The 23,987-nt window shown below is 49.0% G+C and carries 22 protein-coding genes; 20 read left to right on the forward strand and 2 right to left on the reverse strand.

Translation table 11 applies throughout. The annotated features are described in order from the left end of the window. Positions 1-41: 41 nt before the first annotated feature. Together ruvX and DFR44_RS07765 are read right to left on the reverse strand one after the other, a co-directional pair. Positions 42-455 (reverse strand): Holliday junction resolvase RuvX, encoded by a 414-nt coding sequence (gene ruvX / locus DFR44_RS07760; protein WP_133620761.1) that lies wholly within the window; start codon positions 453-455, stop codon positions 42-44. Continuing rightward, positions 455-1,069, reverse strand: a complete 615-nt coding sequence (locus tag DFR44_RS07765; protein ID WP_133620763.1) for a YqgE/AlgH family protein — start codon at positions 1,067-1,069, stop codon at positions 455-457. Before DFR44_RS07765 ends, ruvX begins: the two co-directional genes overlap by 1 nt. A 480-nt stretch (positions 1,070-1,549) precedes the next feature. Between DFR44_RS07765 and mraZ the strand changes: the two genes are divergently transcribed. The 20 genes from mraZ to DFR44_RS07865 all read left to right on the forward strand — a co-directional run. After that, positions 1,550-1,978 carry a division/cell wall cluster transcriptional repressor MraZ gene (gene mraZ / locus DFR44_RS07770; protein WP_133620765.1) on the forward strand — a complete coding sequence of 143 codons (429 nt, stop codon included), beginning with the start codon at positions 1,550-1,552 and terminating at the stop codon, positions 1,976-1,978. After that, complete coding sequence (gene rsmH, locus DFR44_RS07775) at positions 1,975-2,907, forward strand: 16S rRNA (cytosine(1402)-N(4))-methyltransferase RsmH (protein ID WP_133620767.1); 933 nt, start codon at positions 1,975-1,977, stop codon at positions 2,905-2,907. Before mraZ ends, rsmH begins: the two co-directional genes overlap by 4 nt. 105 nt (positions 2,908-3,012) lie before the next feature. Beyond that, positions 3,013-3,330, forward strand: coding sequence for a cell division protein FtsL (gene ftsL, locus DFR44_RS07780; protein ID WP_133620769.1), 318 nt, complete (start codon positions 3,013-3,015; stop codon positions 3,328-3,330). After that, positions 3,327-5,105, forward strand: coding sequence for a peptidoglycan D,D-transpeptidase FtsI family protein (locus DFR44_RS07785; RefSeq protein ID WP_246012082.1), 1,779 nt, complete (start codon positions 3,327-3,329; stop codon positions 5,103-5,105). The genes ftsL and DFR44_RS07785 overlap by 4 nt, the downstream gene beginning before the upstream one ends. Next, the gene (locus DFR44_RS07790) at positions 5,105-6,646 is read left to right on the forward strand and encodes a UDP-N-acetylmuramoyl-L-alanyl-D-glutamate--2,6-diaminopimelate ligase (protein ID WP_133620771.1); all 1,542 of its coding nucleotides are present in this window, start codon (positions 5,105-5,107) and stop codon (positions 6,644-6,646) included. The genes DFR44_RS07785 and DFR44_RS07790 overlap by 1 nt, the downstream gene beginning before the upstream one ends. Further along, entirely contained in the window at positions 6,646-8,043 is a 1,398-nt protein-coding gene (locus DFR44_RS07795) for a UDP-N-acetylmuramoyl-tripeptide--D-alanyl-D-alanine ligase (RefSeq protein WP_246012083.1), read from the forward strand. Before DFR44_RS07790 ends, DFR44_RS07795 begins: the two co-directional genes overlap by 1 nt. Before the next feature lie 33 nt (positions 8,044-8,076). Further along, positions 8,077-9,246, forward strand: coding sequence for a phospho-N-acetylmuramoyl-pentapeptide-transferase (mraY, locus tag DFR44_RS07800; RefSeq protein WP_133620773.1), 1,170 nt, complete (start codon positions 8,077-8,079; stop codon positions 9,244-9,246). A 25-nt stretch (positions 9,247-9,271) separates the two neighbouring features. Beyond that, a complete protein-coding gene (murD, locus tag DFR44_RS07805; RefSeq protein ID WP_133620775.1) occupies positions 9,272-10,738 on the forward strand; it encodes a UDP-N-acetylmuramoyl-L-alanine--D-glutamate ligase in 1,467 nt (488 codons plus the stop codon). Beyond that, the gene (gene ftsW / locus DFR44_RS07810; RefSeq protein ID WP_133620777.1) at positions 10,739-11,950 is read left to right on the forward strand and encodes a putative lipid II flippase FtsW; all 1,212 of its coding nucleotides are present in this window, start codon (positions 10,739-10,741) and stop codon (positions 11,948-11,950) included. Next, positions 11,947-13,023, forward strand: coding sequence for an undecaprenyldiphospho-muramoylpentapeptide beta-N-acetylglucosaminyltransferase (gene murG, locus DFR44_RS07815; protein ID WP_133620779.1), 1,077 nt, complete (start codon positions 11,947-11,949; stop codon positions 13,021-13,023). Before ftsW ends, murG begins: the two co-directional genes overlap by 4 nt. Positions 13,024-13,046: 23 nt before the next feature. Continuing rightward, positions 13,047-14,468, forward strand: coding sequence for a UDP-N-acetylmuramate--L-alanine ligase (murC, locus tag DFR44_RS07820; RefSeq protein ID WP_133620781.1), 1,422 nt, complete (start codon positions 13,047-13,049; stop codon positions 14,466-14,468). Between the two features lie 11 nt (positions 14,469-14,479). Continuing rightward, positions 14,480-15,448 (forward strand): D-alanine--D-alanine ligase, encoded by a 969-nt coding sequence (locus DFR44_RS07825; RefSeq protein ID WP_133620783.1) that lies wholly within the window; start codon positions 14,480-14,482, stop codon positions 15,446-15,448. Positions 15,449-15,453: 5 nt separating this feature from the next. Further along, positions 15,454-16,245: a cell division protein FtsQ/DivIB gene (locus DFR44_RS07830; RefSeq protein WP_133620785.1), complete on the forward strand. Its 792-nt coding sequence runs from the start codon at positions 15,454-15,456 to the stop codon at positions 16,243-16,245. After that, the gene (gene ftsA, locus DFR44_RS07835; RefSeq protein WP_133620787.1) at positions 16,242-17,567 is read left to right on the forward strand and encodes a cell division protein FtsA; all 1,326 of its coding nucleotides are present in this window, start codon (positions 16,242-16,244) and stop codon (positions 17,565-17,567) included. Before DFR44_RS07830 ends, ftsA begins: the two co-directional genes overlap by 4 nt. An 83-nt stretch (positions 17,568-17,650) precedes the next feature. Beyond that, the gene (ftsZ, locus tag DFR44_RS07840; protein ID WP_133620789.1) at positions 17,651-18,970 is read left to right on the forward strand and encodes a cell division protein FtsZ; all 1,320 of its coding nucleotides are present in this window, start codon (positions 17,651-17,653) and stop codon (positions 18,968-18,970) included. A gap of 326 nt (positions 18,971-19,296) precedes the next feature. Then, a complete protein-coding gene (lpxC, locus tag DFR44_RS07845; RefSeq protein WP_133620791.1) occupies positions 19,297-20,232 on the forward strand; it encodes a UDP-3-O-acyl-N-acetylglucosamine deacetylase in 936 nt (311 codons plus the stop codon). A gap of 307 nt (positions 20,233-20,539) precedes the next feature. Next, positions 20,540-20,920: a 30S ribosomal protein S12 gene (gene rpsL / locus DFR44_RS07850; protein WP_133620793.1), complete on the forward strand. Its 381-nt coding sequence runs from the start codon at positions 20,540-20,542 to the stop codon at positions 20,918-20,920. Positions 20,921-21,078: 158 nt separating this feature from the next. After that, entirely contained in the window at positions 21,079-21,549 is a 471-nt protein-coding gene (rpsG, locus tag DFR44_RS07855; RefSeq protein ID WP_133620795.1) for a 30S ribosomal protein S7, read from the forward strand. A 129-nt stretch (positions 21,550-21,678) separates the two neighbouring features. Next, positions 21,679-23,781, forward strand: a complete 2,103-nt coding sequence (gene fusA / locus DFR44_RS07860) for an elongation factor G (RefSeq protein ID WP_133620797.1) — start codon at positions 21,679-21,681, stop codon at positions 23,779-23,781. A 112-nt stretch (positions 23,782-23,893) separates the two neighbouring features. Beyond that, the coding region (locus DFR44_RS07865) for a GTP-binding protein (RefSeq protein WP_005434227.1) at positions 23,894-23,987 on the forward strand (94 nt) is incomplete at its 3' end.

The following is a 23,987-nucleotide window of genomic DNA, read 5'->3' on the forward strand; positions in this document are numbered from 1 at the left end:
TAAAGCCCCAGCCTTACGCTGGGGCTTTATTTTGCCTATGCTTAACATTCATTGAGGTATTGTTGCAAAATCAGAGCGGCCGCTTGGTCGTCTTGTACTGCGGCGCGGATTTTGCCGTTGCTTGAACGGGTTGTTTTAGGACGAAGCACGGCGGAGGAGTAACGCTCATCAACTTCGGCCACGGGGACTTGTAAAATATTACGCAACTGTTCGATAAAAGCCAAGCATGTGGCCGTCATGTCATGCGCCGTGCCATCGGGATGGCGAGGCACACCCACGAAAAGTTGCTGGACTTGCCACTCTCGCATCAATTTTTCAATGGCGCGAATCACTTGCGCATCATCGATGCGTTGTAGCACGCTCAAAGGTTCTGCGTGGCGGGTCAGCGTGTTCCCCACCGCGACACCCACACGTTTCAAACCATAATCAATGCCAATATATGTTTGAATCGACATTATGCGTGTCCAGCCTGTTCGGACAGCATGGCCGCATCGAAGCCAAGTAAGCGCAGAGCTTGGTCGTATTTTTCACGTGGCAATGTTTCAAAAAGTACGTGCTCATCAGCGGGTACGTTCAGCCACGCATTGCGTGCCAATTCATTTTCTAGTTGTCCCGCGCCCCAGCCCGCGTACCCTAAAGCCAAAAGCATGTGGCGAGGCCCCGCGCCTCGTGCCACATCCTCAAGAATGTCACGAGAGCTTGTCAAACCCAGATTGTCACTGACTTGAATGGTCGCGGCATATTTTTGAAAAGGCGAGTGCAAGACAAAACCGCGTTCAGTTTGGACAGGGCCGCCGACCAATACATTGTCCGTGGCATGTGCAGCGTATTGGATTTGCACATCATCAGCCACCTGAAGTTTAGACAGTACGTCAGAAATGGTGACATCGGATGTTCGATTGACCACAAGACCCAGTGCGCCCGTTGCGCTGTGTTCGCATACATAAATCACTGTGCGTTCAAATGCATCACCGTGCTGACTGGGCATGGCGATTAAAAATTGCCCCGTCAAATTCATGGTTGTTGGTTTAGATGTGTCGGCGGAAAGAGTGTTTTTTTCAATGTTCATGGTGGCATTTTAACCGAAAAAGAAATTTCTGAGATATACGCAGACGCGTCAATGTGTTGTAGATGGGGCGAATCATGAAAAAACCAAGGTGTGGGCAAAAAATGAGCAATACTTTAAAAAAATGCAGGGAAATGCTGAAAAAAATAAACAAGTCAAAACTTTTGAGGTGACACTTTCACAATGTTTTATAGGGCTTTGATTATAAAGGATTAAATAATTTTGGCTGGCGAGTGAAAAACACGCTAAGTCATTGTCTTTATTAAGAAATTTGGCTTTTGCGCTTGACTTGTGCAAACTCGTGTCGTAAAGTGGCGAAAAGTGTCAAAAAGTGGGTTTTTATGTAGTTGGTCTTATTGCAACTGCGCAAATGAATGCCTCATGGGTTTAGAAAACAAGGCAAGCATTTTAGCAAAAATAGGACACATAAAAATGAAAACGACAGTTTAACAAGAGTAAGACAGCTATTTGCAAAGGTGTGCCATGTATAAAGGCATTTCAGCATTGGCGTTGGATGCAAAAGGTCGGATGCTTATCCCGACCAAGTATCGCGACGCATTAACCGTGCAGTGTGGGGGGCAATTGACAGTGACTCGCCATCCGCATGGCTGTTTGCTGTTGTTGCCGCGCACGGTGTGGGCGGACATGGAGCGTGAAATTGCGGCTTGGCCGATGGCGGCGCGTTCTTGGCAGCGCATTTTTATGGGCAATGCCACGGATGTTGATATCGACAACGCAGGACGGATTTTGATTGCTCCTGAGTTGCGCTCGAAAGCTGGCTTGACTAAAGATGTGGTGATGCTCGGTATGGGTTCGCACTTTGAGATTTGGGATGCCGCTCAGCACGATGCAAATGAAGCGGCAACTTTAGCGGCGGGTATGCCTGATATTTTAAATGGATTTTCGTTTTGAGCGATACGCCTGAACACGTCACGGTGATGCTGCATGAAGCGGTAGATGCGCTAAATATTCGACCAGACGGTGTGTATGTGGATGGGACTTTTGGGCGGGGCGGGCACAGTCGTTTGATTTTAAGTCGGCTGTCTGAGCGTGGTCGTTTGTGGGTTTTTGATAAAGACTTGCGAGCCATTGCCGTGGCAAAAGAGTTGGCAGCAAGAGATGCTAGGGTTCATGTGGTTCACGACAGCTTCACGAGTGTGAGTCAATATTTGCAAGCAGATGGTGTGGACGGCGTGTTGTTGGATTTGGGCGTGAGCTCCCCTCAAATTGACGATGCCGAGCGTGGGTTTAGTTTTCGATTTGATGGTCCGTTGGATATGCGCATGGATGATAGCAAAGGCGTTAGTGCTGCGAAATGGATTGCTCAAGTAGAAGAATCTGAATTGGCTGGGGTCATTAAAGAGTATGGCGAGGAACGATATGCCAAAGCAATTGCACGGGCGATTGTGGCACGTCGGTTGGTTAAACCATTTGAGCGTACTTTAGATTTGGCTCAGGTGGTGGCGGCTCAGATTCGAGGTTTTGAAAAAGGTCAGCATCCTGCGACGCGCACGTTTCAAGCCATTCGAATTGCTGTCAATAGAGAGTTGGATGAGCTGGATGAGGTGTTGGAAAAGGCACTGGCCGTACTTAAAGCACAGGGTCGTTTGTCTGTTATCAGTTTTCACTCATTGGAAGACAGGCGGGTCAAGCAATTCATTGCTCGGTATGCGAAACATGACAAATCGTTGTCTAGGCTGCCTTTGCGAGAAGACCAATTGCCACCGTTGCTCTTGACGGCTTTAGGTAAAGCGAAAGCGAGTGTGGCTGAGGTTGAAATGAATCCTCGTTCGCGTTCGGCCGTGTTGCGAATCGCAGAAAAAAATCCACTGCCTATTTGATGCGAATGTATGTGAGAGTGTTTTTTAAAAGTAAGAGAAAGTAAACACTGCTTTCAAAATGTGATTAATAAAGGGTTGAGGGTTGAAAGACCTTCAGCAAACAATATGTTGGCATGGCGCAGTACAATTTTTCTATTGGTCTTGGTGGTTGCTTGTGCAATGGCCGTGGTCAATGTGCGCTATCAAGCCCGTAGTGCGGTGGTTGAATTAGAAAAAGCACGTCAACAAGAACAACAATTACAAGTTGAGTGGGGTGCGTTGCAGGTACAGCAAGTGGCGGCCTCAAAAAACGACCGCATCGCTGAACAAGTGGCCAAACAAAATATGCAGCGCGTCAATCCAAGCATCACCCGTTATTTGTTGTCGGATGGCACATCACCGCAAACGACCGTCTCAACCACTGCTAAGGCGGTGAAGCCATGAGTCGCACACACTACACCCCACAACAACCCGCTGGAGGCAAACGCCCCCAGCGCATGGAAAAGAAAAATTTGCCTGTTGCCAAACTTGAGCAGTGGCGTTCGAGTTTATTGTTGGCATTGATTATGTTAGCAATGGCGGTGTTGGCGTTGTGGGCGGTGTGGCTACAAGTCATCAGCAATGATTTTCTACAAGAAAAAGGCGCAGCGCGCTACTCTCGGTTGCTTGAAATTGCTGCGCCACGTGGCAAAATTTATGACCGCAACATGCTCGTGCTGGCCTCCAATGTGCCCGCTCAAGCCATCTGGATTATTCCTGAAGAAGTCAAAATGACGCCCGCGCAAGAATCTGCCTTGGCCAAATTGCTGGATATGTCGGTATCTGATATCCGTAAAAAAGTGGCTAAAGACGACAAGCGATTTGTTTACTTGCGCCGACAAGTGCCGCAGGACATCGCCGATCAAATTAAAAATTTAAAAATTGCAGGCATATATGCCCAAAAAGAAGTCAAACGCGATTATCCGCAGGGCGATGTGTTTGCACATTTAACGGGTTTTACCAACATTGAAGGTCAAGGTCAAGATGGCATTGAATGGTCATACAACAAGACCATTGAAGGTAAGCCTGGTACGCGCCGAGTCATTCGTGACCGCATTGGCAACGTGATTGAGGATGAAGGGGTGGTTGAGCCTGCCGTGCCCGGTGAAGACGTGGTGTTGTCATTGGATGCAAGGGTTCAATACATCGTATTCAATGCGTTGCGCGAGGTGGTGGATGTCAAAGGCGCGAAAAGCGCATCGGCCATGGTGGTCGACACACAAACAGGCGAAGTCTTGGCAATGGCAAATTATCCGTCATTCGACCCCAATAGCCGAGTCGGTTTAACAGGCGACCAGCTTAGAAATCGTGCGCTGACCGATGTATTTGAACCTGGTTCAACATTAAAACCATTTGCGGTGTCGTTGGCCTTAGAGCAGGGGGTCGTCGCGCCGACCACAATGATTGATGCTCAAGGCGGTAAGCTGACCATCGGTGATGCAACAATCAGCGACTCTCACCCCAACGGAGCCTTGACCGTTGAGCAAGTGATTCAAAAGTCTTCTAATGTGGGAACCAGCAAAATTGCCCTGAAACTCAAACCAGAAGACATGTGGAATATGTTTAATAACTTGGGTTTTGGTCAAAGTTATAAGGTTGGCTTCCCTTCGGTTGCGGCTGGGATTTTACGCCCTTATAAATCATGGATGCCGATTGAACAAGCCACGATGTCATACGGGCATGGCATCGCCATGTCTTTGTTGCAATTGACCCATGCCTATACGGTGTTCGCCCGCGATGGTGACATTATTCCGTTGACCTTCATCAAGGCATCAACGGCCGATGCGGTTCAGGGCAAAAAAGTCTATTCGCCTAAAACAGTTGCCGCCATGCGCAAAATGATGGAAATGGCGACGGAGCCTGGTGGAACTGCACCAAAGGCGCAAGTGATTGGGTATCGCGTTGCAGGTAAAACGGGGACGGCTTATAAAGTAGAAGGCAATGGCTACAACAAAAATAAATACGTGGCCTCATTTGCTGGTCTTGCCCCTGCCTCAAAACCGCGAATTGTTGTGACCGTTATGGTTGATGAACCGCCTGCGGCCGAGCATTTTGGTGGACTAATTGCCGCGCCTGTGTTCAGCCAAATTGTCAGCGAGACGCTGCGCACATTGTCGGTAGCACCAGATGCGCCTTACAAAACCGCCATTTCGACAGTAGGTGTAGAGGAGTCGTTTTAATGAACAGTCGAGCCAATACTTTGACCTTAGAGCAACAACAAGCATGTGCCGATGCGCAGGCTTGGTTGGCTCGTGTGCTGCCAAAAGGAGCGCACTTGTCGAGCGATTCGCGCAAGGTCGGTGCGGGAGATGCTTTTGTTGCTTATGCGTTTGATGCTAAAAATGATGGTCGCCCGCACATTGAGAAAGCCATTGATAACGGCGCATCTGCGGTGTTGTGGCAAGCCGATGAGCCCGAATTTGAATGGGTACGTCAGGATTCGACTGCTCAGTTTGGCGTTAAAGATTTGAATGTGTGCTCGGGGCATATTGCCCATGCATATTACGGCGAACCATCAAGCCGCATGAGCATGGTTGCTTTGACGGGCACAAACGGCAAAACCTCAAGCGCGCAGTGGATTGCACAATTATTGACCGCTGTCCATCAACCGTGCGCCATGATGGGCACTTTGGGGGTGGGCTTTGTGGATGACATGCAGGAAACGGGCTTCACCACGCCACAAGCCATCGAAGTACATCGATGGCTTGCGCATGTGCAAACGAAGGGTGCGCAAGCAGTCGCGATGGAAGTGTCGTCACACGCACTGGAACAAGGGCGTGTCAATGGGGTGGCTTTTGACGTTGCTCTATTTACTAATTTGACGCGCGACCATTTGGATTATCACGGCAGCATGCTGGCGTATGAAGCGGCGAAAACTAAATTATTCACGTGGCAAGGTTTGAAGTCCGCGGTGATTAATACCGATGACGAGGCTGGTCGGCGCATGGCGCAGATTGCACAATCTCACGGTATTTATGTAATAGGTTACGGTCTTTCAAGCGCGCCCGTGTTTGTAGACGCTTACTTGCAGGCTTTGGATGTCGACCAGTCGGGTGCAGATACCCGCTTCACTCTGCGTCATGGCGACAAGCAATACGATATTCGCAGCGGTATTGTGGGCGAATTTAATGTCATGAACTTGTTGGGCGTGCTCGGCGTGCTGCTCGCGTTGGGGCATGATTTGAGCATAGTGGCGCCGTTGTGCGCGGACATCAAGGCCGCCCCTGGACGGATGCAACGCTTTGGTGGCGAGCAAACACCGCTGGCCGTGGTGGATTTTGCCCACACACCCGATGCTTTGGAAAAAACATTAACGGCCTTGCGTCCAATTGCACAAGCAAGAGGTGGTGCGTTGGTGTGTGTATTTGGTTGTGGTGGTGATCGTGATCCAGGTAAACGCCCGCAAATGGGCGAAATAGCCGCTCGTATTGCAGATCGAGTGGTGGTGACCAGCGACAATCCGCGCACTGAGGAGCCGAGTGCGATTGTTGCTGCTGTCGCAGCTGGCACGCAATCAGGGCAAGCGCAAGTGGCTGTGGAAATTGAACGCCGCATGGCGATTGATAGGGCCATACAGGATGCTCGCTCACAGGATGTGATTTTAGTAGCAGGTAAAGGACATGAAGCCTATCAAGACATTATGGGCGTCAAACATCCGTATTCAGATTTAGAACAAGTTCAACAAGCCATTCAAAAATGGTCATTAGAAAAGAGAGTGTGATGAGTGAGATAGTCATGGGTTCGTTGGCGCAAGTAGCGAATTGGGTCAAGGGCGCACAAGTCAAACCAGAGCAACGCGCGGTCACTTTTGACCGAGTGAGCACCGACACACGCACTGTGCAAGCGGGCGATTTGTTCATCGCGCTTAAAGGTGAGCGATTTGATGCACATGATTTTTTGAGTGAATTGCAAGTGGGTGATGTGGCCGCCGTCATTGCTTCGCGTGTCCCAGATGGATTTTCCTTGCCTTATGTGCTGGTGACAGATACCCGTGTGGCTTTGCAAGAGCTGTCACATGGTTGGCGTTCGCAGTTTAACTTGCCGCTGGTGGTGGTTACGGGCAGTAATGGCAAAACAACCGTTAAAGAAATGATTGCTTCAATTTTGAATCAAGCATATGACGGGCAGTATTTGGCGACGCGTGGCAATCTAAATAACGACATTGGTTTGCCAATGACTCTGCTGCACTTAACCGCACAACATAAGGCCGCTGTTATCGAATTGGGCATGAATCATCCAGGTGAAACAGCGGAGCTGGCTCCTTTGGCGTCACCCACAGTGGCATTGATTAATAACGCCCAACGCGAACACCAAGAGTTTATGCAAACCGTTGAAGCAGTGGCTCAAGAACATGCGCATGCGTTGGATGCCTTGCCTGCAAATGGGATGGCTGTTTTCCCCGCTGACGACGCCCATGCGGAAGTGTGGCGTGCACGCGCGTTAGAGCGTGGGTTACAGATATTTGATTTTAGTATTGATGAAAGTGTCAGTGCCGCATTTACAGCACGTTACGAGTTGGGATTGCATGCGTCAACCATCCAGTTAATGACACCACAAGGTCAATGCACCACGCAAATCAATATTCCAGGTGTGCACAACGTACACAATGCCCTCGCTGCTTGCGCCGCCGCAAGTGCAATGGGCATCTCGCTTGATAAAGTAGCGCAAGGGTTGGCGGCCTTTGTGCCTGCCAAAGGGCGATTGCAAACCCATCGTTTGGCGGATGGCGTGACTTTGATTGATGATACATACAATGCCAATCCTGATTCAGTCCGCGCGGCGATTGATGTGCTCGCAAGCAGTGCGGGGCGCAAGATTTTGGTGTTGGGCGACATGGGTGAAGTGGGCGACCAAGGTCAGGCTTTTCACGAAGAGGTCGGCGCGTATGCAAAGGCGCAAGGCATTGATGTGCTTGTCGGCACAGGTGATTTGATGCGCTTTGCCGTCACAAGTTTTGGCATGGGGGCGCAGCACACCTCTGATGTGACCATGATGGCCGCTTCGGTCGTGGGTCATATGCAAGCAGGTGCTGCACACACCATTTTGATTAAAGGCTCGCGTTTCATGGGGATGGAACGCGTCGTGGCGGCACTGTTGTCCGCCAATGAATCTCATTAATCTCATTAAACCAATAAGAATAGGTTCGTACACATGTTATTAGAAATTGCCAAATGGCTCGCACAGGACGTTCGATTTTTCAACGTTTTTAATTACTTAACGTTGCGTGCGGTGCTCGCCTGTGCAACCGCCTTAATCATTGGCTTGATTGCAGGGCCGCATGTCATACGCAAATTAGCGGAGATGAAGTTCGGTCAAGCGGTTCGTACCAATGGGCCGCAAACACATTTGGTCAAACAAGGCACGCCCACCATGGGTGGCGCATTGATTCTGATTTCCATCGCAATTTCAGTGTTTTTGTGGGCGGATTTATCGAATCGGTTTGTGTGGATTGTCATGCTGGTGACAATGGGCTTTGGCTGGGTGGGTTGGGCCGATGACTATCGTAAAGTGGTGAATCGCGATCCAAACGGCATGCCCTCACGCGAAAAATTCATGTGGCAAACCATTATCGGAGGTGTTGCTGCGGTGGCTTTGGTGTTTTCTGTCTCTGCTTCAAGTGAGCTGCACACTTTTGGTTTGTTTTGGGAGTGGCTAAAAAGCGGCATGACCATGCCTTTACCGAATAAGGCGGATTTAATCGTGCCCTTTTTCAAAAGTATCAACTACCCATTGGGGGTTTTTGGCTTTGTGTTCTTGTCATATTTGGTGATTGTCGGAGCGAGTAACGCGGTTAATTTAACCGACGGTTTAGACGGCTTGGCGATTATGCCAACAGTCATGGTTGGTTCGGCCTTGGGGATTTTTGCTTACATTTCAGGCAATGCCAATTACGCGAGCTATTTGTTATTGCCCAGTATTCCAGGAGCGGGCGAAGTCTTTGTTTTTTGCGCGGCAATGGCGGGCGCGGGTTTGGCATTCCTTTGGTTTAATGCGTATCCAGCGCAGGTGTTTATGGGCGATGTGGGTGCATTGGCTTTGGGCGGTGCACTGGGCACCATTGCCATTATTGTCCGTCAAGAAATTTTGTTGTTCATCATGGGTGGGATTTTTGTGGTCGAGACGTTATCGGTCATGTTGCAAGTCAGCTATTTCAAATACACCAAAAAACGTTATGGAGTTGGTCGTCGAATTTTATTGATGGCGCCTTTGCACCATCATTATGAGCAAAAAGGTTGGCGTGAAACACAAGTGGTGGTGCGCTTTTGGATTATCACCATCATGCTGGTTTTGATTGGTTTAGCGAGCATCAAGCTCCGTTAAAAAATAAAAAGGAAATGCGCAGGCTATGTCAACAGTGCAATTGATTATCGGTTTAGGAGAGTCTGGTTTGGCGATGGTTCGCCACGCGGTGATGCGTGGCGTGCCTGTGCGCGTTTATGACTCACGCCAAGCACCTGCTCAATTGAAAACCGTTAATGACAACTATCCTGATGTCAAAGTGTTGTGCGGAGAGTTTCGAGCTGAGTATTTAGATGGCATCGGCGAGGTGGCCGTTAGCCCTGGGTTAAGCCCGCACGCAGAACCGTTGAAAAGCATTTTGTCATGCGCATCTGAGCGCAATATTCCCGTGGTCGGTGAGCTGATTGTTTTTACTCGCGCACTGGTTGATTTAAAGGCGCAAAGTGGTTATGCACCCAAGGTCGTTGCCGTTACGGGCACCAATGGCAAAACGACCGTCACGTCGTTGACCCGCCATTTATGCCAAGCTGCGGGGGTATCGGCCATTGCGGCAGGCAACATCAGCCCCGCCATGTTGGACGCGTTATGTGATGCACAACTTGCGCAGGCATTGCCGCAGGTCTGGGTGCTCGAGTTGTCCAGCTTTCAATTGCAATGGGCGCAAGATTTTAATCCCGATGCTGCGACTGTTCTTAACATCAGCCAAGACCACTTAGATTGGCATGCGGACGAAGCCGAATACGTCCAAGCCAAAACCCATATTTTTGGTGACACAACGGTACGGGTGCTTAATCGTGATGATGCACTGACCATGCCAATGGTGGGCGTAGGGAAACCTGTATGCACGTTTGGTGTGAGCATGCCGAGTGAAAATGGGCAGTACGGCTTGTGGTTGGATGGGGCGATGGATTGGTTGGCTGTCGCGACAGCGGTGGAAGTGGACGAAACGCGCAAAAAACGCGGCAAAGTGGAAGCGGTCGAACCTGCGTCCTTGCAACGACTGATGCCAGCGGATGCTCTGCGCATTCGAGGTCGTCACAATGCGATGAATGCTTTAGCCGCTTTGGCCTTGTGCCGAGCGATTGATTTGCCTTTGGCGAAGTTGTTGCATGGTTTACGCAGCTATGAAGGCGAACCGCATCGCGTGCAATGGATTGCCAATATCAATGGCGTTGATTTTTTTGACGACAGCAAAGGCACAAATGTTGGCGCAACTTTGGCGGCATTGGAAGGCTTAGGCAAAACCATTGTCTTGGTGGCGGGTGGCGACGGTAAAGGACAAGATTTTTCGCCATTGTTCGATGCGGTGAAGCAGCATGTGCGCGTCATGTGTTTAATCGGCAAAGATGCGCAGGCGATGAAGAACAGTTTAGATGGGGCGTGTGACCACATCACGATTCACCAAGCCTTGGAAGAGGCCACGCAACACGCGGCCGAGCAGGCGCAAGCGAATGAAGCGGTGCTGTTGTCGCCTGCGTGTGCAAGTTTAGACATGTTTAAAAATTATGCCCATCGTGCCGAAGTATTTGTGGCGGCGGTGCAGGCATGGGCGCATGAGAATGGGCAGGTTTAAATGAAGCGATTTAAATTTCGCACTGCGGGCGTGCAAACTCAACATGATGGCGTACCCAATTTTTTGCGTGCGCCCAGTTTGGCGCGCCAAGAAGTGGATTGGGTCGTATTGTGGGTGCCTGTTTTATTGATGTTTTTAGGGTTGGTCATGGTGTACTCGGCGAGCATCGCATTGCCTGATTCGAACCGCTATAAAAACTACAGTCATTACGCCTTTTTAATTCGCCACGCGGCTGGGATTTTTGTTGGGTTAATTGTAGGCGTGTTTGCATTTCGAGTGCCAACCAAGACGTGGGAAAAACTCGCGCCTTTGTTTTTTGTGGGCACATTGTTTTTGTTGATGATTGTTTTGGTTGTAGGGCGAGATGTCGGCGGTGGTCGCCGCTGGTTGCCTTTGGGTATTATGAATTTACAACCCTCTGAGCTGATGAAAATAGCCAGTGCGCTGTATGCCGCGAGCTACTGCGTGCGTAAACAAGGTGATATTCGTGATATTGGCAAAGGTGTTGTGCCGATGATTGTGGTCATTGGCATTGTGGGTGTTTTGCTGATGGCCGAGCCTGATTTGGGCGCGTTGATGGTCATCGTGTCGATTGTGATGGGCGTGATTTTTATTGGCGGTGTGAACTATAAAGTTTTCGCTGCGATTGTGGCTATTTTGTCCGCGGGGTTTGCCGCTATGGTTGTGCTGACGCCGTGGCGAGCTGCGCGATTGTTTGCCTACCTTGACCCGTGGACTAAAGACAATGCGGAAGGCAAAGCTTATCAGCTGACTCAATCTTTGATTGCCTTTGGCCGAGGCGAATTGTTTGGTGTGGGGCTTGGTGACTCTGTGCAAAAAATGTTTTATCTGCCCGAAGCGCATACGGATTTTATCCTTGCGGTGATTGGTGAAGAGTTTGGTTTGGTCGGTGTATGGGCTGTGATTTTGGCTTTTACAGTATTGGTGCGCCGTTCATTTTCAATTGCGCGTGAGGCGATGGCATTTGACCGCGTATTCCAGTCGTTGGCCGTGCAAGGCATTGCGATTTGGTTTGGTGTGCAAGGTTTTATCAATATGGGTGTGAATATGGGCGTGTTACCAACCAAGGGTTTGACGCTGCCTTTCATTAGCTACGGTGGGAGTGGGATTTTGGTCAACTGCTTGGCGATTGCCTTTATTTTGCGTGTGGACTATGAAAATCGCCGACTCATGCGGGGAGAAACGGTATGAGCCAAAAAACAATTTTAATCATGGCGGGCGGTACAGGCGGGCACATCATGCCAGGTCTGGCGGTCGCACATGAGCTGGAGCTGCAAGGGCATAAAGTGGTTTGGCTTGGTGGTGTGAAGAGCAGCATGGAAGCCAAACTCGTGCCGCAACAAGGCATTGAGTTTAATAGTGTTGAGTTCGGTGGCGTGCGGGGTAAAGGCGTGGCGACTAAGTTGTTGTTTCCGTTACGACTGGCAAAAGCAGTGCTGCAAGCACGTCGGGTGATGAGCAAGGTCAAGCCTGATGTTGTGTTGGGCATGGGCGGATACATCACGGTGCCTGGTGGCATTGCCGCGAAAATGGCGGGCGTGCCGATTGTGTTGCATGAGCAAAATTCGATTGTCGGCATGTCAAATAAGTTCTTGGCGAAAATGGCTAAACGTGTTTTATCAGGTTTTCCAGATGTCTTGCCAAACGCCACATGGGTAGGCAATCCTGTTAAACAAGCCATTGTTGATGTGCCTGCACCCGACATGCGCTATGCAGAGCATGAAGGACCATTGCAAATCGCCGTGGTGGGTGGCAGCTTGGGTGCTCAAGCATTAAATAGTGTGGTGCCGCAAGCATTGGCTTTAATGCCTGAGGTTTCTCGCCCGCTCGTGATTCATCAGGCGGGTGAAAAAATGATTGCGCAATTGCGTGAAAACTATGCACAAGCCAAAGTAGAGGCGCAATGCGTGCCTTTCATCAATGACATGGCCGCTTTGTATGGCAAGGTTGACATGCTGATTTGTCGTTCAGGGGCAATGACCGTAAGCGAGTTGGCGGCGGCGGGCGTGCCGAGCATTATGGTGCCTTTCCCGTTTGCGGTGGATGACCATCAAACGACCAATGCGGCTTTGTTGACTAAAGTCGGTGCGGGTGTATGTATCCAGCAGGCTGATTTGACCGCACAACGTTTGGCCGATGAGTTGAGCGTGCTCACGCGCGACATATTGAAACAAAGAGCCGTTCAAGCACGCTCGGTGGCGAAGCCCAAAGCCACTCAAGATGTTGCACAAGCGTGTTTGGACGTGGCAAAAACAGCAGCTTAAAAGAGAACATAAAAGAGATAAAAATGAAACATAAAGTTGATTTGATTCACTTCGTTGGCATTGGTGGCGCAGGCATGAGCGGCATTGCTGAAGTGTTGATTAATTTGGGCTATTCCGTGTCAGGTTCGGATGCGGCGAATAGCGCGACGGTTAAGAGGTTGCGTGACTTGGGCGCAAAAGTACATATCGGTCATTCTGCGGAGAATGTTCAAAAAGCCGATGTGATGGTGGTTTCAACGGCCATTGCGCAAGACAACCCTGAATGGGTGGCGGCACGTGAGCGTGGCATACCGATTGTGCCGCGTGCGGTGATGTTGGCGGAATTGATGCGCTTGCGTCGTGGCATTGGCATTGCGGGCACACATGGCAAAACCACAACCACCTCTTTGACCGCCAGTGTTTTGGCGCAAAGCGGCATGGACCCAACCTTTGTGATTGGTGGCAAGTTGAACAGCGCGGGAGTCAATGCGCGGCTGGGTAAGGGTGAATACATTGTGGTTGAAGCCGATGAATCGGACGGTTCGTTCTTGAATCTGTTGCCGATGATTGCGGTGATTACGAATATTGACGCAGACCACATGGACACCTACGACCATGATTTCAATAAGTTGAAAGATGCTTTCGTCGCCTTTACGCAGCACATTCCTTTTTATGGCGCAGCCGTGGTCTGTATTGATGATGCAAACGTGCGAGAGATTGCGCCACGCATTGCAAAAACAGTAATTACGTATGGTGTGTCAGATGATGCGCAAGTCCGTGCGTATGACGTTGTGGATGCGAATGGACAAATGAAGTTTAAGGTTGAGCGCAAAGGTTTTGGTGAGGAGTTACCCGTACTGGATGTGGTTCTGAATTTGCCTGGCTTGCACAATGTGCGCAACGCCTTGGCCGCAATTGCAGTGGCTACAGAATTGGATGCGGATGATGCGGCGATTGTTGAAGCCTTGGCTGCTTTTAATGGCGTAGGCCGTCGTTTTCAGCGTTATGGTGAGGTCAACGTGTCAGCGGCAAATGATGGTGGTCAATTCACATTAGTGGACGATTATGGTCATCATCCCGTGGAAATGGCCGCGACTTTAGCGGCGGCGCGCGGCGCGTTCCCGAATCGACGCATCGTATTGGCATTTCAACCGCATCGTTACACACGCACGCGCGATTGCTTTGAAGATTTTGTGAAAGTGTTATCAGAAGCCGATGCTATTTTATTGGCAGAAGTCTATGCCGCGGGTGAGCCTGCGATTGTGGCCGCCGATGGTCGCTCGTTGGCGCGTGCTTTGCGCGTGGCGGGCAAGGTTGAGCCTGTTTTTGTTGATGACATAGCGCAGATGCCGCAAGCCATTGTTGACTTTGCTCGTGATGGCGATGTGGTCATCACCATGGGTGCAGGTTCGGTCGGTGCGGTATCAGCGCAGGTGGTTGAGCTGGCAGGACATATTACAGGTTGAGGGATATAAACATGAACATCAAAAAAGAACAATTAGGTAAAGTCGCTGTGTTGTACGGCGGTGTGTCAGCAGAACGTGAGGTGTCGATTCGCTCAGGCACAATGGTTCATGCGGCCTTGGTTAAACAAGGTGTGGATGCGCATTTGTTTGATACCGCTACACGCGATGTGTTTGATTTGAAAAAAGAAGGTTTTAATCGAGTCTTTATTGCCCTGCATGGACGTTTTGGTGAGGATGGTACATTGCAAGGTGCTTTGGAGCTGATGGGCATACCGTATACGGGCAGTGGCGTGTTGGCGAGTGCTTTGGCCATGAACAAAGTACGCACCAAACAAGTGTGGTTGCAAAATGGCTTGTCGACCCCTTTATATTATGTCCTGCCGCGCGGCGCGGATATTGCTGCGGTTCAGGCTGAGATTATTGACACTTTGGGCTTGCCGATTTTTGTTAAGCCGCCACATGAAGGTTCTTCATTGGGGGCAAGTAAAGTCGAAACGGTAGAGCAGCTGCAGGCCGCGTGTGAGCTGTCGTGGAAATACGATACGCATGCCTTGATTGAGCAATGTGTTGAAGGGCGTGAATTGACGTGTGCGGTATTGGGGACAGGGGCTTCCGCGCGAGCGTTGCCGATTGTGGAAATTAAAGCACCTTCAGGTGACTACAATTTTCATAATAAATACAACGGCAACGAAACTGTTTATGTTTGTCCCGCAGAGCTGTCTGAGGATTTGACGGCGCAGATTCAAACCTTGGTTTTGAATGCCTATCGTGCTTTAGATTGTGCAGGTTGGGCGCGTGCGGATGTGTTGTTGCGTGCTGTAGACGGCAAACCATTTTTGTTAGAAATGAACACATCGCCTGGTATGACCGACCATTCACTGGTGCCTATGGCGGCGCGTGCGTCGGGTTTAAGTTATGAAGAGTTGGTTATCGAGATTTTGAGTAATGCGCGTGTACACGTGCAACGGCAAGTGGGCTGATTGAGATGCTGAATATTTGGCAAGACGTTGATTTGATGGCTTGGGTGGCGCGATTGGTGATGCGCGTCGCCTTGGCCTTGCTTGCCTTGGCTGGGGTTGCGTGGTTGTTGCAGCGACCTTATTTTGCCATCAATCAGTTTAAATTTGTCGGCGATGTGAAGCAGTTGGATGAGGCTCGCTTACGTGATTTGTTGCAAAAAAATTTAGACAGCGGCTTGGCAGGCGGTTTTTTTTCGATGGAGCTGAAAGAGGTTCAAAACAGCTTAAAAGAATTTAGCTGGGTGAAAAGCACATCGGTGCGCCGAGTCTGGCCGCATGAAATAGAAGTGTCTGTCGAAGCGTTTAAACCTGTTGCCGTATGGGGTTCACAGTATTTGAGTTCGGACGGCGATGTGTTTGATGCGAGTTTGGATGAGGCAACACGTCGGCAACTGCTGGTCACGCAGGGGCCGCTGGAGGCATCGAAGTTAGTGGCCGAGCAAATTCCTGTGTTTCAGGAATGGCTCAAGCCTATGGGGTGGAGCTTGCGTTCGTTGACATTATCGGAGCGATACAGCTGGCGGTTGGGCTTGTCCAATGGTTTGCAAATAGAGTTCGGGCGAGCGGATACGCCCACGGTTTTACAAGAGCGTGCGACGCGCTTAATGCAGTCAGCGGCTTTTATTAAGGGAAATATGAAATCAGGGGAAGGTGGATACATTGACCTTCGTTACCCAAATGGATTTGCGATGCGCACAGATGAATTGCATCGTGTGGCCAGTGTCACAAACGTTAACAATACAGGTGAGAAAAAATGAGTGAACCGACAAAAGATTTAATCGTCGCGTTAGATATAGGCACGTCCAAAGTGGTGGCGATGATTGCCGAAGTGCAGCCGAATAATGGTTTTAATGTCATTGGGATTGGGCATCATCCTTCGCGCGGCATGAAAAAAGGCATGGTGGTTAATATTGAGGAGACCATTCAGACCATTCAATATGCGATTGAAGAAGCTGAGTTGCGAGCAGGCTTCTCGGTTCGCAGTGTATGCACAGGCATCGCAGGTAGCCATATTCACAGCTTCAATTCAAGCGGCATGGTTGCGGTAAAAGATACCGAAATCACGCAGGCGGACATTGAGCGGGTTTTGGAGACAGCGCGTGCGGTCAGCATTCCAGCAGACCAACAGATTTTGCATGTGCTGCCGCAGCAGTTTAAAGTCAATGACCAAGATGACATTCGTAATCCGATTGGTATGACAGGGATGCGCTTGGAAGTGAAAGTGCACATCATCACAGGCTCCGTGTCTGCGGCACAGAATATTGTGAAGTGCATCCGTCGTTGTGGTCTTGATGTGAGTGAATTGGTTTTGCAACCGCTGGCCTCAAGCATGGCGGTATTGACTCAAGACGAGCGCGATATTGGCGTGGCTTTGGTGGATATTGGTGGTGGCACAACAGACATTGCGGTGTTCATTGATGGTGCGATTCGTCACACGGCGGTGATTCCAATTGCAGGTGACCAAGTCACGAACGATATTGCCATGGCGTTACGTACGCCCACAGTCGAAGCCGAAGAGTTAAAGCTGCGTTACGGCGTGAGTAAACAAATGATGGTGCCGCCTGACTCCGTGATTGAAATTCCTGGTGTGGGCGACCGAGTGGCGCGTCGTGTCAAACGCCAATCGTTGGCGGCGGTGATTGAGCCTCGACTTGAAGAGTTATTTGTGTTGGTGCAACGTAATTTGGTTGAAGCAGGTTTCGAGCATTTAATCGCTTCGGGTGTTGTATTGACGGGCGGTACGAGCCTTCTACCTGGGATGACCGAATTGGCCGAAGAAGTATTCATGAAGCCCGTGCGCATTGCGCAGCCAACTTATGACGGCAATTTGTCTGACATTGTATGTAATCCGCGTTACGCCACGGTCGTCGGCTTGTTAATTGAAGCTCGCCGACACAAAGGCGAGGATGTGGGTTTACACCATGGACGACAAACTGCGACGCGTGGCAAGTTGAAATTAGAAAGTGACTCGCAAAATGCCATCTTACCTCGTGCAAAAGCGAGCAGAGTAGATGTGAATGATGGTTCGCAACAATCCGTTTGGACCAAAATGAAAGAATGGTTTGTTAAAACGTTTTAAAAAATAGTATTGAAATTTGAAGAAAGCAAAGCATCGCTGACATCAATGTAGTTTAACGTGTGTTAGAAAAAAGGGGAAATAAAATGAACTTCGAAATGTTAAATGAGAAGCCTGAAGGCACAATCATTAAAGTGATTGGTGTGGGTGGTGCTGGTGGTAATGCCGTGCAGCACATGATTGCGCGAGGCGTGTCTGGCGTGGAATTTATTTGCGCCAATACCGATGCGCAAGCATTGAAACATGCCACTGCTGTGAACAAATTGCAGTTGGGCTCAAGTGGCTTAGGTGCGGGTGCGAAGCCAGAAGTTGCGCGCGCGGCCGCAGAGGAAAATCGTGACCGTATTGCAGACCTATTGCGTGATGCCAATATGGTCTTCATCACCGCAGGTATGGGCGGTGGTACTGGAACGGGTGCGGCCCCTGTCATCGCCGAAGTGGCCAAACAAATGGGTATTTTGACGGTCGCTGTAGTGTCAAAACCTTTTTCATACGAAGGCTCGCGCCGCATGAAAATCGCCAATGAAGGTTTGGCCGCATTAGAAGCGAATGTGGACTCACTCATCGTCGTGCTCAATGACAAGCTCGAAGAAATTTTAGGCGATGATGTTGCCATGGACGAAGCCTTTCATGCCGCAGATGATGTTTTGAATAATGCGGTTGCAGGCATTGCAGAGATTATCAATGTCGATGGCCATATCAATGTCGACTTCAATGACGTCAAAACTGTGATGGGCGAACAAGGGCGTGCCATGATGGGAACCGCCTTGGCTTCTGGGCCTGATCGCGCTCGTCATGCCGCTGAAGAAGCAGTGGCAAGTCCATTGTTAGATGGTGTGAACTTATCTGGTGCGCGTGGTATTTTGATTAATATTTCGGCTTCGCGCGAAACATTAAAAGCGCGTGAAACGCGCGAAGTGGTCAGCATCATTCGTGACTGTGCTTCTGAAGATGCAACGGTGATTTATGGCTTTGTCTATGATGAGTCATTGACCGATCAACTGCGAGTCACTGTTGTGGCAACGGGCTTAGGTGGTGCGCCTTACTCCGATTATATGGATTCGTCGAAAAAAGAAGCGACAGGCGTTCGCACCACATCCGCTCCCGAAACAGCTGCGCCTGCAGTAGAGCCAGCACCTGTAGAAGCAAACTATGCTGCCCCAGTGTCGCATGCCGCTGTTGCCGCCGAGAACATTAGTTTTCACGGTGGTTACACCGCGCCAGTCGTTGATGCGCCCGCAGCAGATGTGCGCCGTGGTATGGTGCAAACTTTTGGTAACTATGATGACTTGTCTGAGCCAACATTTATGCGCCGCCAACGCGAACAGGTGACGACGCGCGTGGTCAATGGTGAAGATTTTTCTGATTTGGATGTGCCCGCCTTTTTGCGTCGTCAAGCGGATTGATTGAAAAAACAATCAAGGCATCCCCTGCCTTGATTGGAGTCTTCACACGTTTTACCCATCGTTTAGAAAGCTGAACGATGGGCTTTTGTCCCTTTAAAATCTGAGATCGTTTTTAGAACGCCACCAATTAAGGTGGTTTTTTTGCGGTGTCATTTTATGACACATAACATACAGCTTCGCTCTGCATGTATATATGAATGAGTGAAGCAAAATATACGGCCAATGAATATTCTAGATTTGACGTAAAATGTCAAAATAATGACAGTCTTTCTTAAGGAAGGTTGTGGGAATTGCTCACATAAGCAACGACGAACTGGAACAAACGCATGAAAGCACTTTTACAAAAAACCTTGGCAAGTGAAGTCAAAACAACAGGTATAGGCTTGCACTCAGGCCGCAAGGTGATTTTGACACTCAAGCCCGCGCCGATTAATACAGGCGTGATTTATCGACGGACAGATGTAGATGAGCAGTTGGATATTAAGACCAATGCTCAGGCAGTGGTCGATACACGGATGGCGACCACCTTGGCTCATCCAGAAAACAGCCAAGCACGCGTGCTTACAATCGAACATCTGATGTCGGCCTTGGCTGGACTGGGTGTTGATAATGTAATTGTGGAGGTGAATGCGCCCGAAATTCCAATTATGGATGGCAGCGCCACCAGTTTCGTTTATTTGATTGGCTCGGTTGGTTTGGTCGAGCAAAATGCACCACGCCAGTTTATACGTATCTTGCAGTCAGTCTCAGTTATTGAAGGTGACAAATGGGCGCGACTTGACCCTTACTTCGGCTTTAAAGCGCGATTCAATATTGATTTTAACCATCCAGCCATAGACCAAACGGGCAGTGAATATGAGCTTGATTTTGAAGGCGATGCGTTTGTGAAACACATTTCACGCGCGCGCACTTTTGGATTTATTCAAGATGTTGAGGCTTTACGAGGTTTGGGTTTGGCGCAGGGTGGAAGTTTGTCCAATGCCATTGTGATGGACGAATATAAAATTCTCAATCCAGAAGGGCTTCGATACAGCGATGAGTTTGTCAAACACAAAATTCTGGATGCCATAGGCGACTTGTATGTCATAGGACATCCCGTTTTGGCCGCTTACAGTGCTTACAAATCAGGACACGCTTTGAATAACCAACTGATTCGAGCGGTGCTGGCCGACGAAGCCAACTACGAAATGGTCACTTTTGAAAATGCGGCAGATGCGCCGAATTTTGCACAGCCATCGAAACAGGCAGGGGCATGGATTTAAGTTGAGCAATCGGCAGAAAAAGAATGGTCGGCATAGTGTTGTAAATCCTATGAATTCAGAGACTTAAGCAGAGGGTCAGCGGCTAAAATCGTTGACCCCTTTTGTTTTCTGGCGTATCATGCAAAGTTCATTGTAATGGGTGAGGTGTATGTTTTTTTCTTATGCTCCTCATGTGTTTTAGTGAATTTAACGTGTTTAATCAGTAACTTACTTGTTTTAAAACATCAAAAACAAAAAAGTGAAAAGAGCCGCCATCATTGGTTGCCGTGATTAAATGAATATATTGTATTTATATTGGATGTAAACAATGCCAACGATTAATCAGTTGATACGTCAGCCTCGTTCTGCCGTACGTGAGGCGAGCAAAAGCCCAGCGCTTGACAATTGCCCTCAAAAACGTGGTGTGTGCACGCGTGTATACACAACTACACCTAAAAAACCAAACTCTGCGATGCGTAAAGTTGCCAAAGTTCGTTTAACCAACGGCTTTGAAGTGATTTCTTACATCGGCGGTGAAGGTCATAACTTACAAGAGCATAGTGTTGTGTTGATTCGCGGCGGTCGTGTAAAAGACTTGCCGGGTGTGCGTTACCACATCGTCCGTGGTTCTTTGGACTTGCAAGGTGTTAAAGACCGTAAACAATCACGTTCTAAATACGGTGCGAAACGCCCTAAGGCAGCTAAGTAATTTTTAGCCCTTTTAGCGCATAGATTGTTGAATAAGAGTTTAATTTTTAATAAAACGCGGTGTCCAAGTGATTGGTAGCCGAGTAAGTGACGGTGCGTGGTGAAGATTGTTCGCCGTCAGGGTAGAGTATTCTGCCCAACTGAAGAAAGGAAGATGAGATGCCTCGTCGTCGTGAAGTCCCCAAACGTGAAATTTTGCCAGACCCAAAGTTTGGCAGTGTAGATTTAGCCAAATTCATGAATGTCATCATGTTATCTGGCAAAAAAGCTGTAGCTGAAGGTATTGCCTACGGTGCATTGGAGCAAATTGCTACCAAAACGGGTAAAGACCCATTGGAAGTGTTTACTACTGCATTGAACAACGCAAAGCCAATGGTTGAAGTGAAAAGCCGCCGTGTTGGTGGTGCCAACTATCAAGTACCTGTCGAAGTCCGCCCATCGCGTCGCATGGCATTGTCGATGCGCTGGTTGCGTGAAGCGGCCAAAAAGCGTGGTGAAAAAACCATGGCTTTGCGCTTGGCGGGTGAGTTGATGGATGCGGCTGAAGGCCGTGGCGGTGCCATGAAAAAACGTGACGAAGTTCACCGCATGGCAGAAGCGAATAAAGCATTCTCTCATTTCCGCTTCTAATTTTTGCAGGAAGCAAAGCGGATGTCTGAAGATTTTTTTCCGCTTTGTTTTGCAAAATATAGAGATGTTGAAGGCTTAAAATATTTATAGATGGGGAAAGTGATTTCTTTCTCCGAACAAGGATTGATTATGGCTCGCAAGACCCCTATTGAGCGTTATCGTAATATTGGTATTTCTGCGCACATCGACGCAGGTAAAACCACAACGACAGAACGCGTATTGTTTTACACAGGCGTGAATCACAAAATTGGTGAGGTTCATGACGGCGCAGCAACGATGGACTGGATGGAGCAAGAGCAAGAGCGTGGTATCACGATTACTTCTGCTGCAACCACGACCTTTTGGAAAGGTATGGCTGGTACATACCCAGAGCACCGCATCAACATCATTGACACCCCCGGTCACGTTGACTTCACGATTGAAGTTGAGCGTTCTATGCGTGTGTTGGATGGTGCATGTATGGTTTATTGTGCGGTTGGTGGTGTTCAGCCGCAGTCTGAAACCGTATGGCGTCAAGCCAACAAATATGCCGTGCCTCGCTTGGCATTCGTGAATAAAATGGACCGCACTGGCGCGAACTTCTTCAAAGTTGTTGAAGGCATGAAAACTCGTTTACGTGCAAATCCAGTTCCAATTCAAATTCCAATCGGCGCGGAAGAAAACTTCCAAGGCGTGGTTGATTTGATTAAGATGAAAGCCATCATTTGGGATGAGGCGTCACAAGGCACGAAGTTTGAATATGGTGACATTCCTGCTGACTTGGTGTCTACGGCACAAGAATGGCGCGAAAAAATGGTTGAGTCTGCTGCTGAAGCGACTGAAGAACTCATGAACAAATACCTTGAAGAAGGTGATTTGTCTGAAGAAGAAATTAAATCAGCTTTGCGCACGCGTACATTGGCTTGCGAAATTCAACCCATGATGTGCGGTTCAGCGTTTAAAAACAAAGGCGTACAAGCCATGTTGGACGCTGTTTTGGACTTCATGCCATCACCAGTAGACGTGAAAGCGATTACAGGTGAAGACGAAGACGGTAACCCCGTGACGCGTAAAGCCGACGACAAAGAAAAATTCGCCGCACTGGCGTTCAAATTGATGACGGATCCATTCGTTGGTCAATTGACATTCGTGCGCGTGTATTCGGGCGTGTTGAAAGCGGGCGAAAGTGTCTTGAACTCTGTTAAAGACAAAAAAGAACGCGTGGGTCGTATCGTGCAAATGCATGCCAACTCACGTGAGCCCGTAGAAGAAGTTTTGGCAGGTGACATCGCTGCATGTATCGGTTTGAAAGACGTAACGACGGGTGAAACATTGTGTGCATTAGACGCGCCAATTATCCTCGAGCGCATGGTCTTCCCTGAGCCAGTGATTTCTCAAGCTGTAGAGCCAAAAACCAAAGCTGACCAAGAAAAAATGGGCTTGGCTTTAAACCGTTTGGCGCAAGAAGATCCATCATTCCGAGTGTCGACTGATGAAGAATCAGGCCAAACGATTATCGGTGGTATGGGTGAGTTGCATTTGGAAATTATTGTTGACCGCATGAAGCGTGAGTTCAACGTTGAAGCGAATGTCGGTAAACCACAAGTGGCCTACCGTGAGACGATTCGTGAAGTGGTTGAAAATGCCGAAGCGAAATTCGTTAAGCAATCAGGTGGTCGTGGTCAATACGGCCACTGCGTATTGAAGCTCGAACCGCAAGAAGCGGGTAAAGGTTTTGAATTCGTTGATGAAATCAAAGGTGGTGTGATTCCTCGCGAATTCATTCCAGCGGTTGCTAAAGGTGTTGAAGAAACGCTGAAATCAGGTGTGATTGCTGGTTACCCAGTGGTTGACGTGAAAGTAACTGTTCACTTTGGTTCGTACCATGACGTGGACTCGAACGAAAATGCGTTCCGCATGGCGGGCTCAATGGCGTTCAAAGAAGGTATGCGTAAAGGTAAGCCAGTATTGCTCGAGCCAATGATGCAAGTTGAAGTGGAAACACCAGAAGAATACACGGGCACAGTGATGGGTGATTTGTCATCACGTCGCGGTATTGTTCAAGGTATGGACGACATGATTGGTGGCGGTAAAGCAATTCGCGCTGAAGTGCCATTGTCAGAAATGTTCGGTTACTCAACTGACTTGCGTTCAGCGACTCAAGGTCGTGCAACGTACTCAATGGAATTCAAACATTACTCAGAAGCGCCGCGTAATGTCGTTGAAGCTGTAATGAGTGCGCGTGCAAAATAATTTGTACTTAGATTTATTTTTAACCCAGAATTTGTGCGGGACTACCGCGCAAATTCTCTAATAATAACTAGAGAAGCAGTATTTTGCTTTTTTAAACAAAAGGATATTTATCATGGCAAAAGGTAAGTTCGAACGGACCAAACCGCACGTTAACGTTGGCACGATTGGTCACGTTGATCACGGTAAAACGACATTAACAGCGGCAA

Origin of the sequence: Hydromonas duriensis (assembly GCF_004363775.1) — a bacterium.
Classification (GTDB): domain Bacteria; phylum Pseudomonadota; class Gammaproteobacteria; order Burkholderiales; family Burkholderiaceae; genus Hydromonas; species Hydromonas duriensis.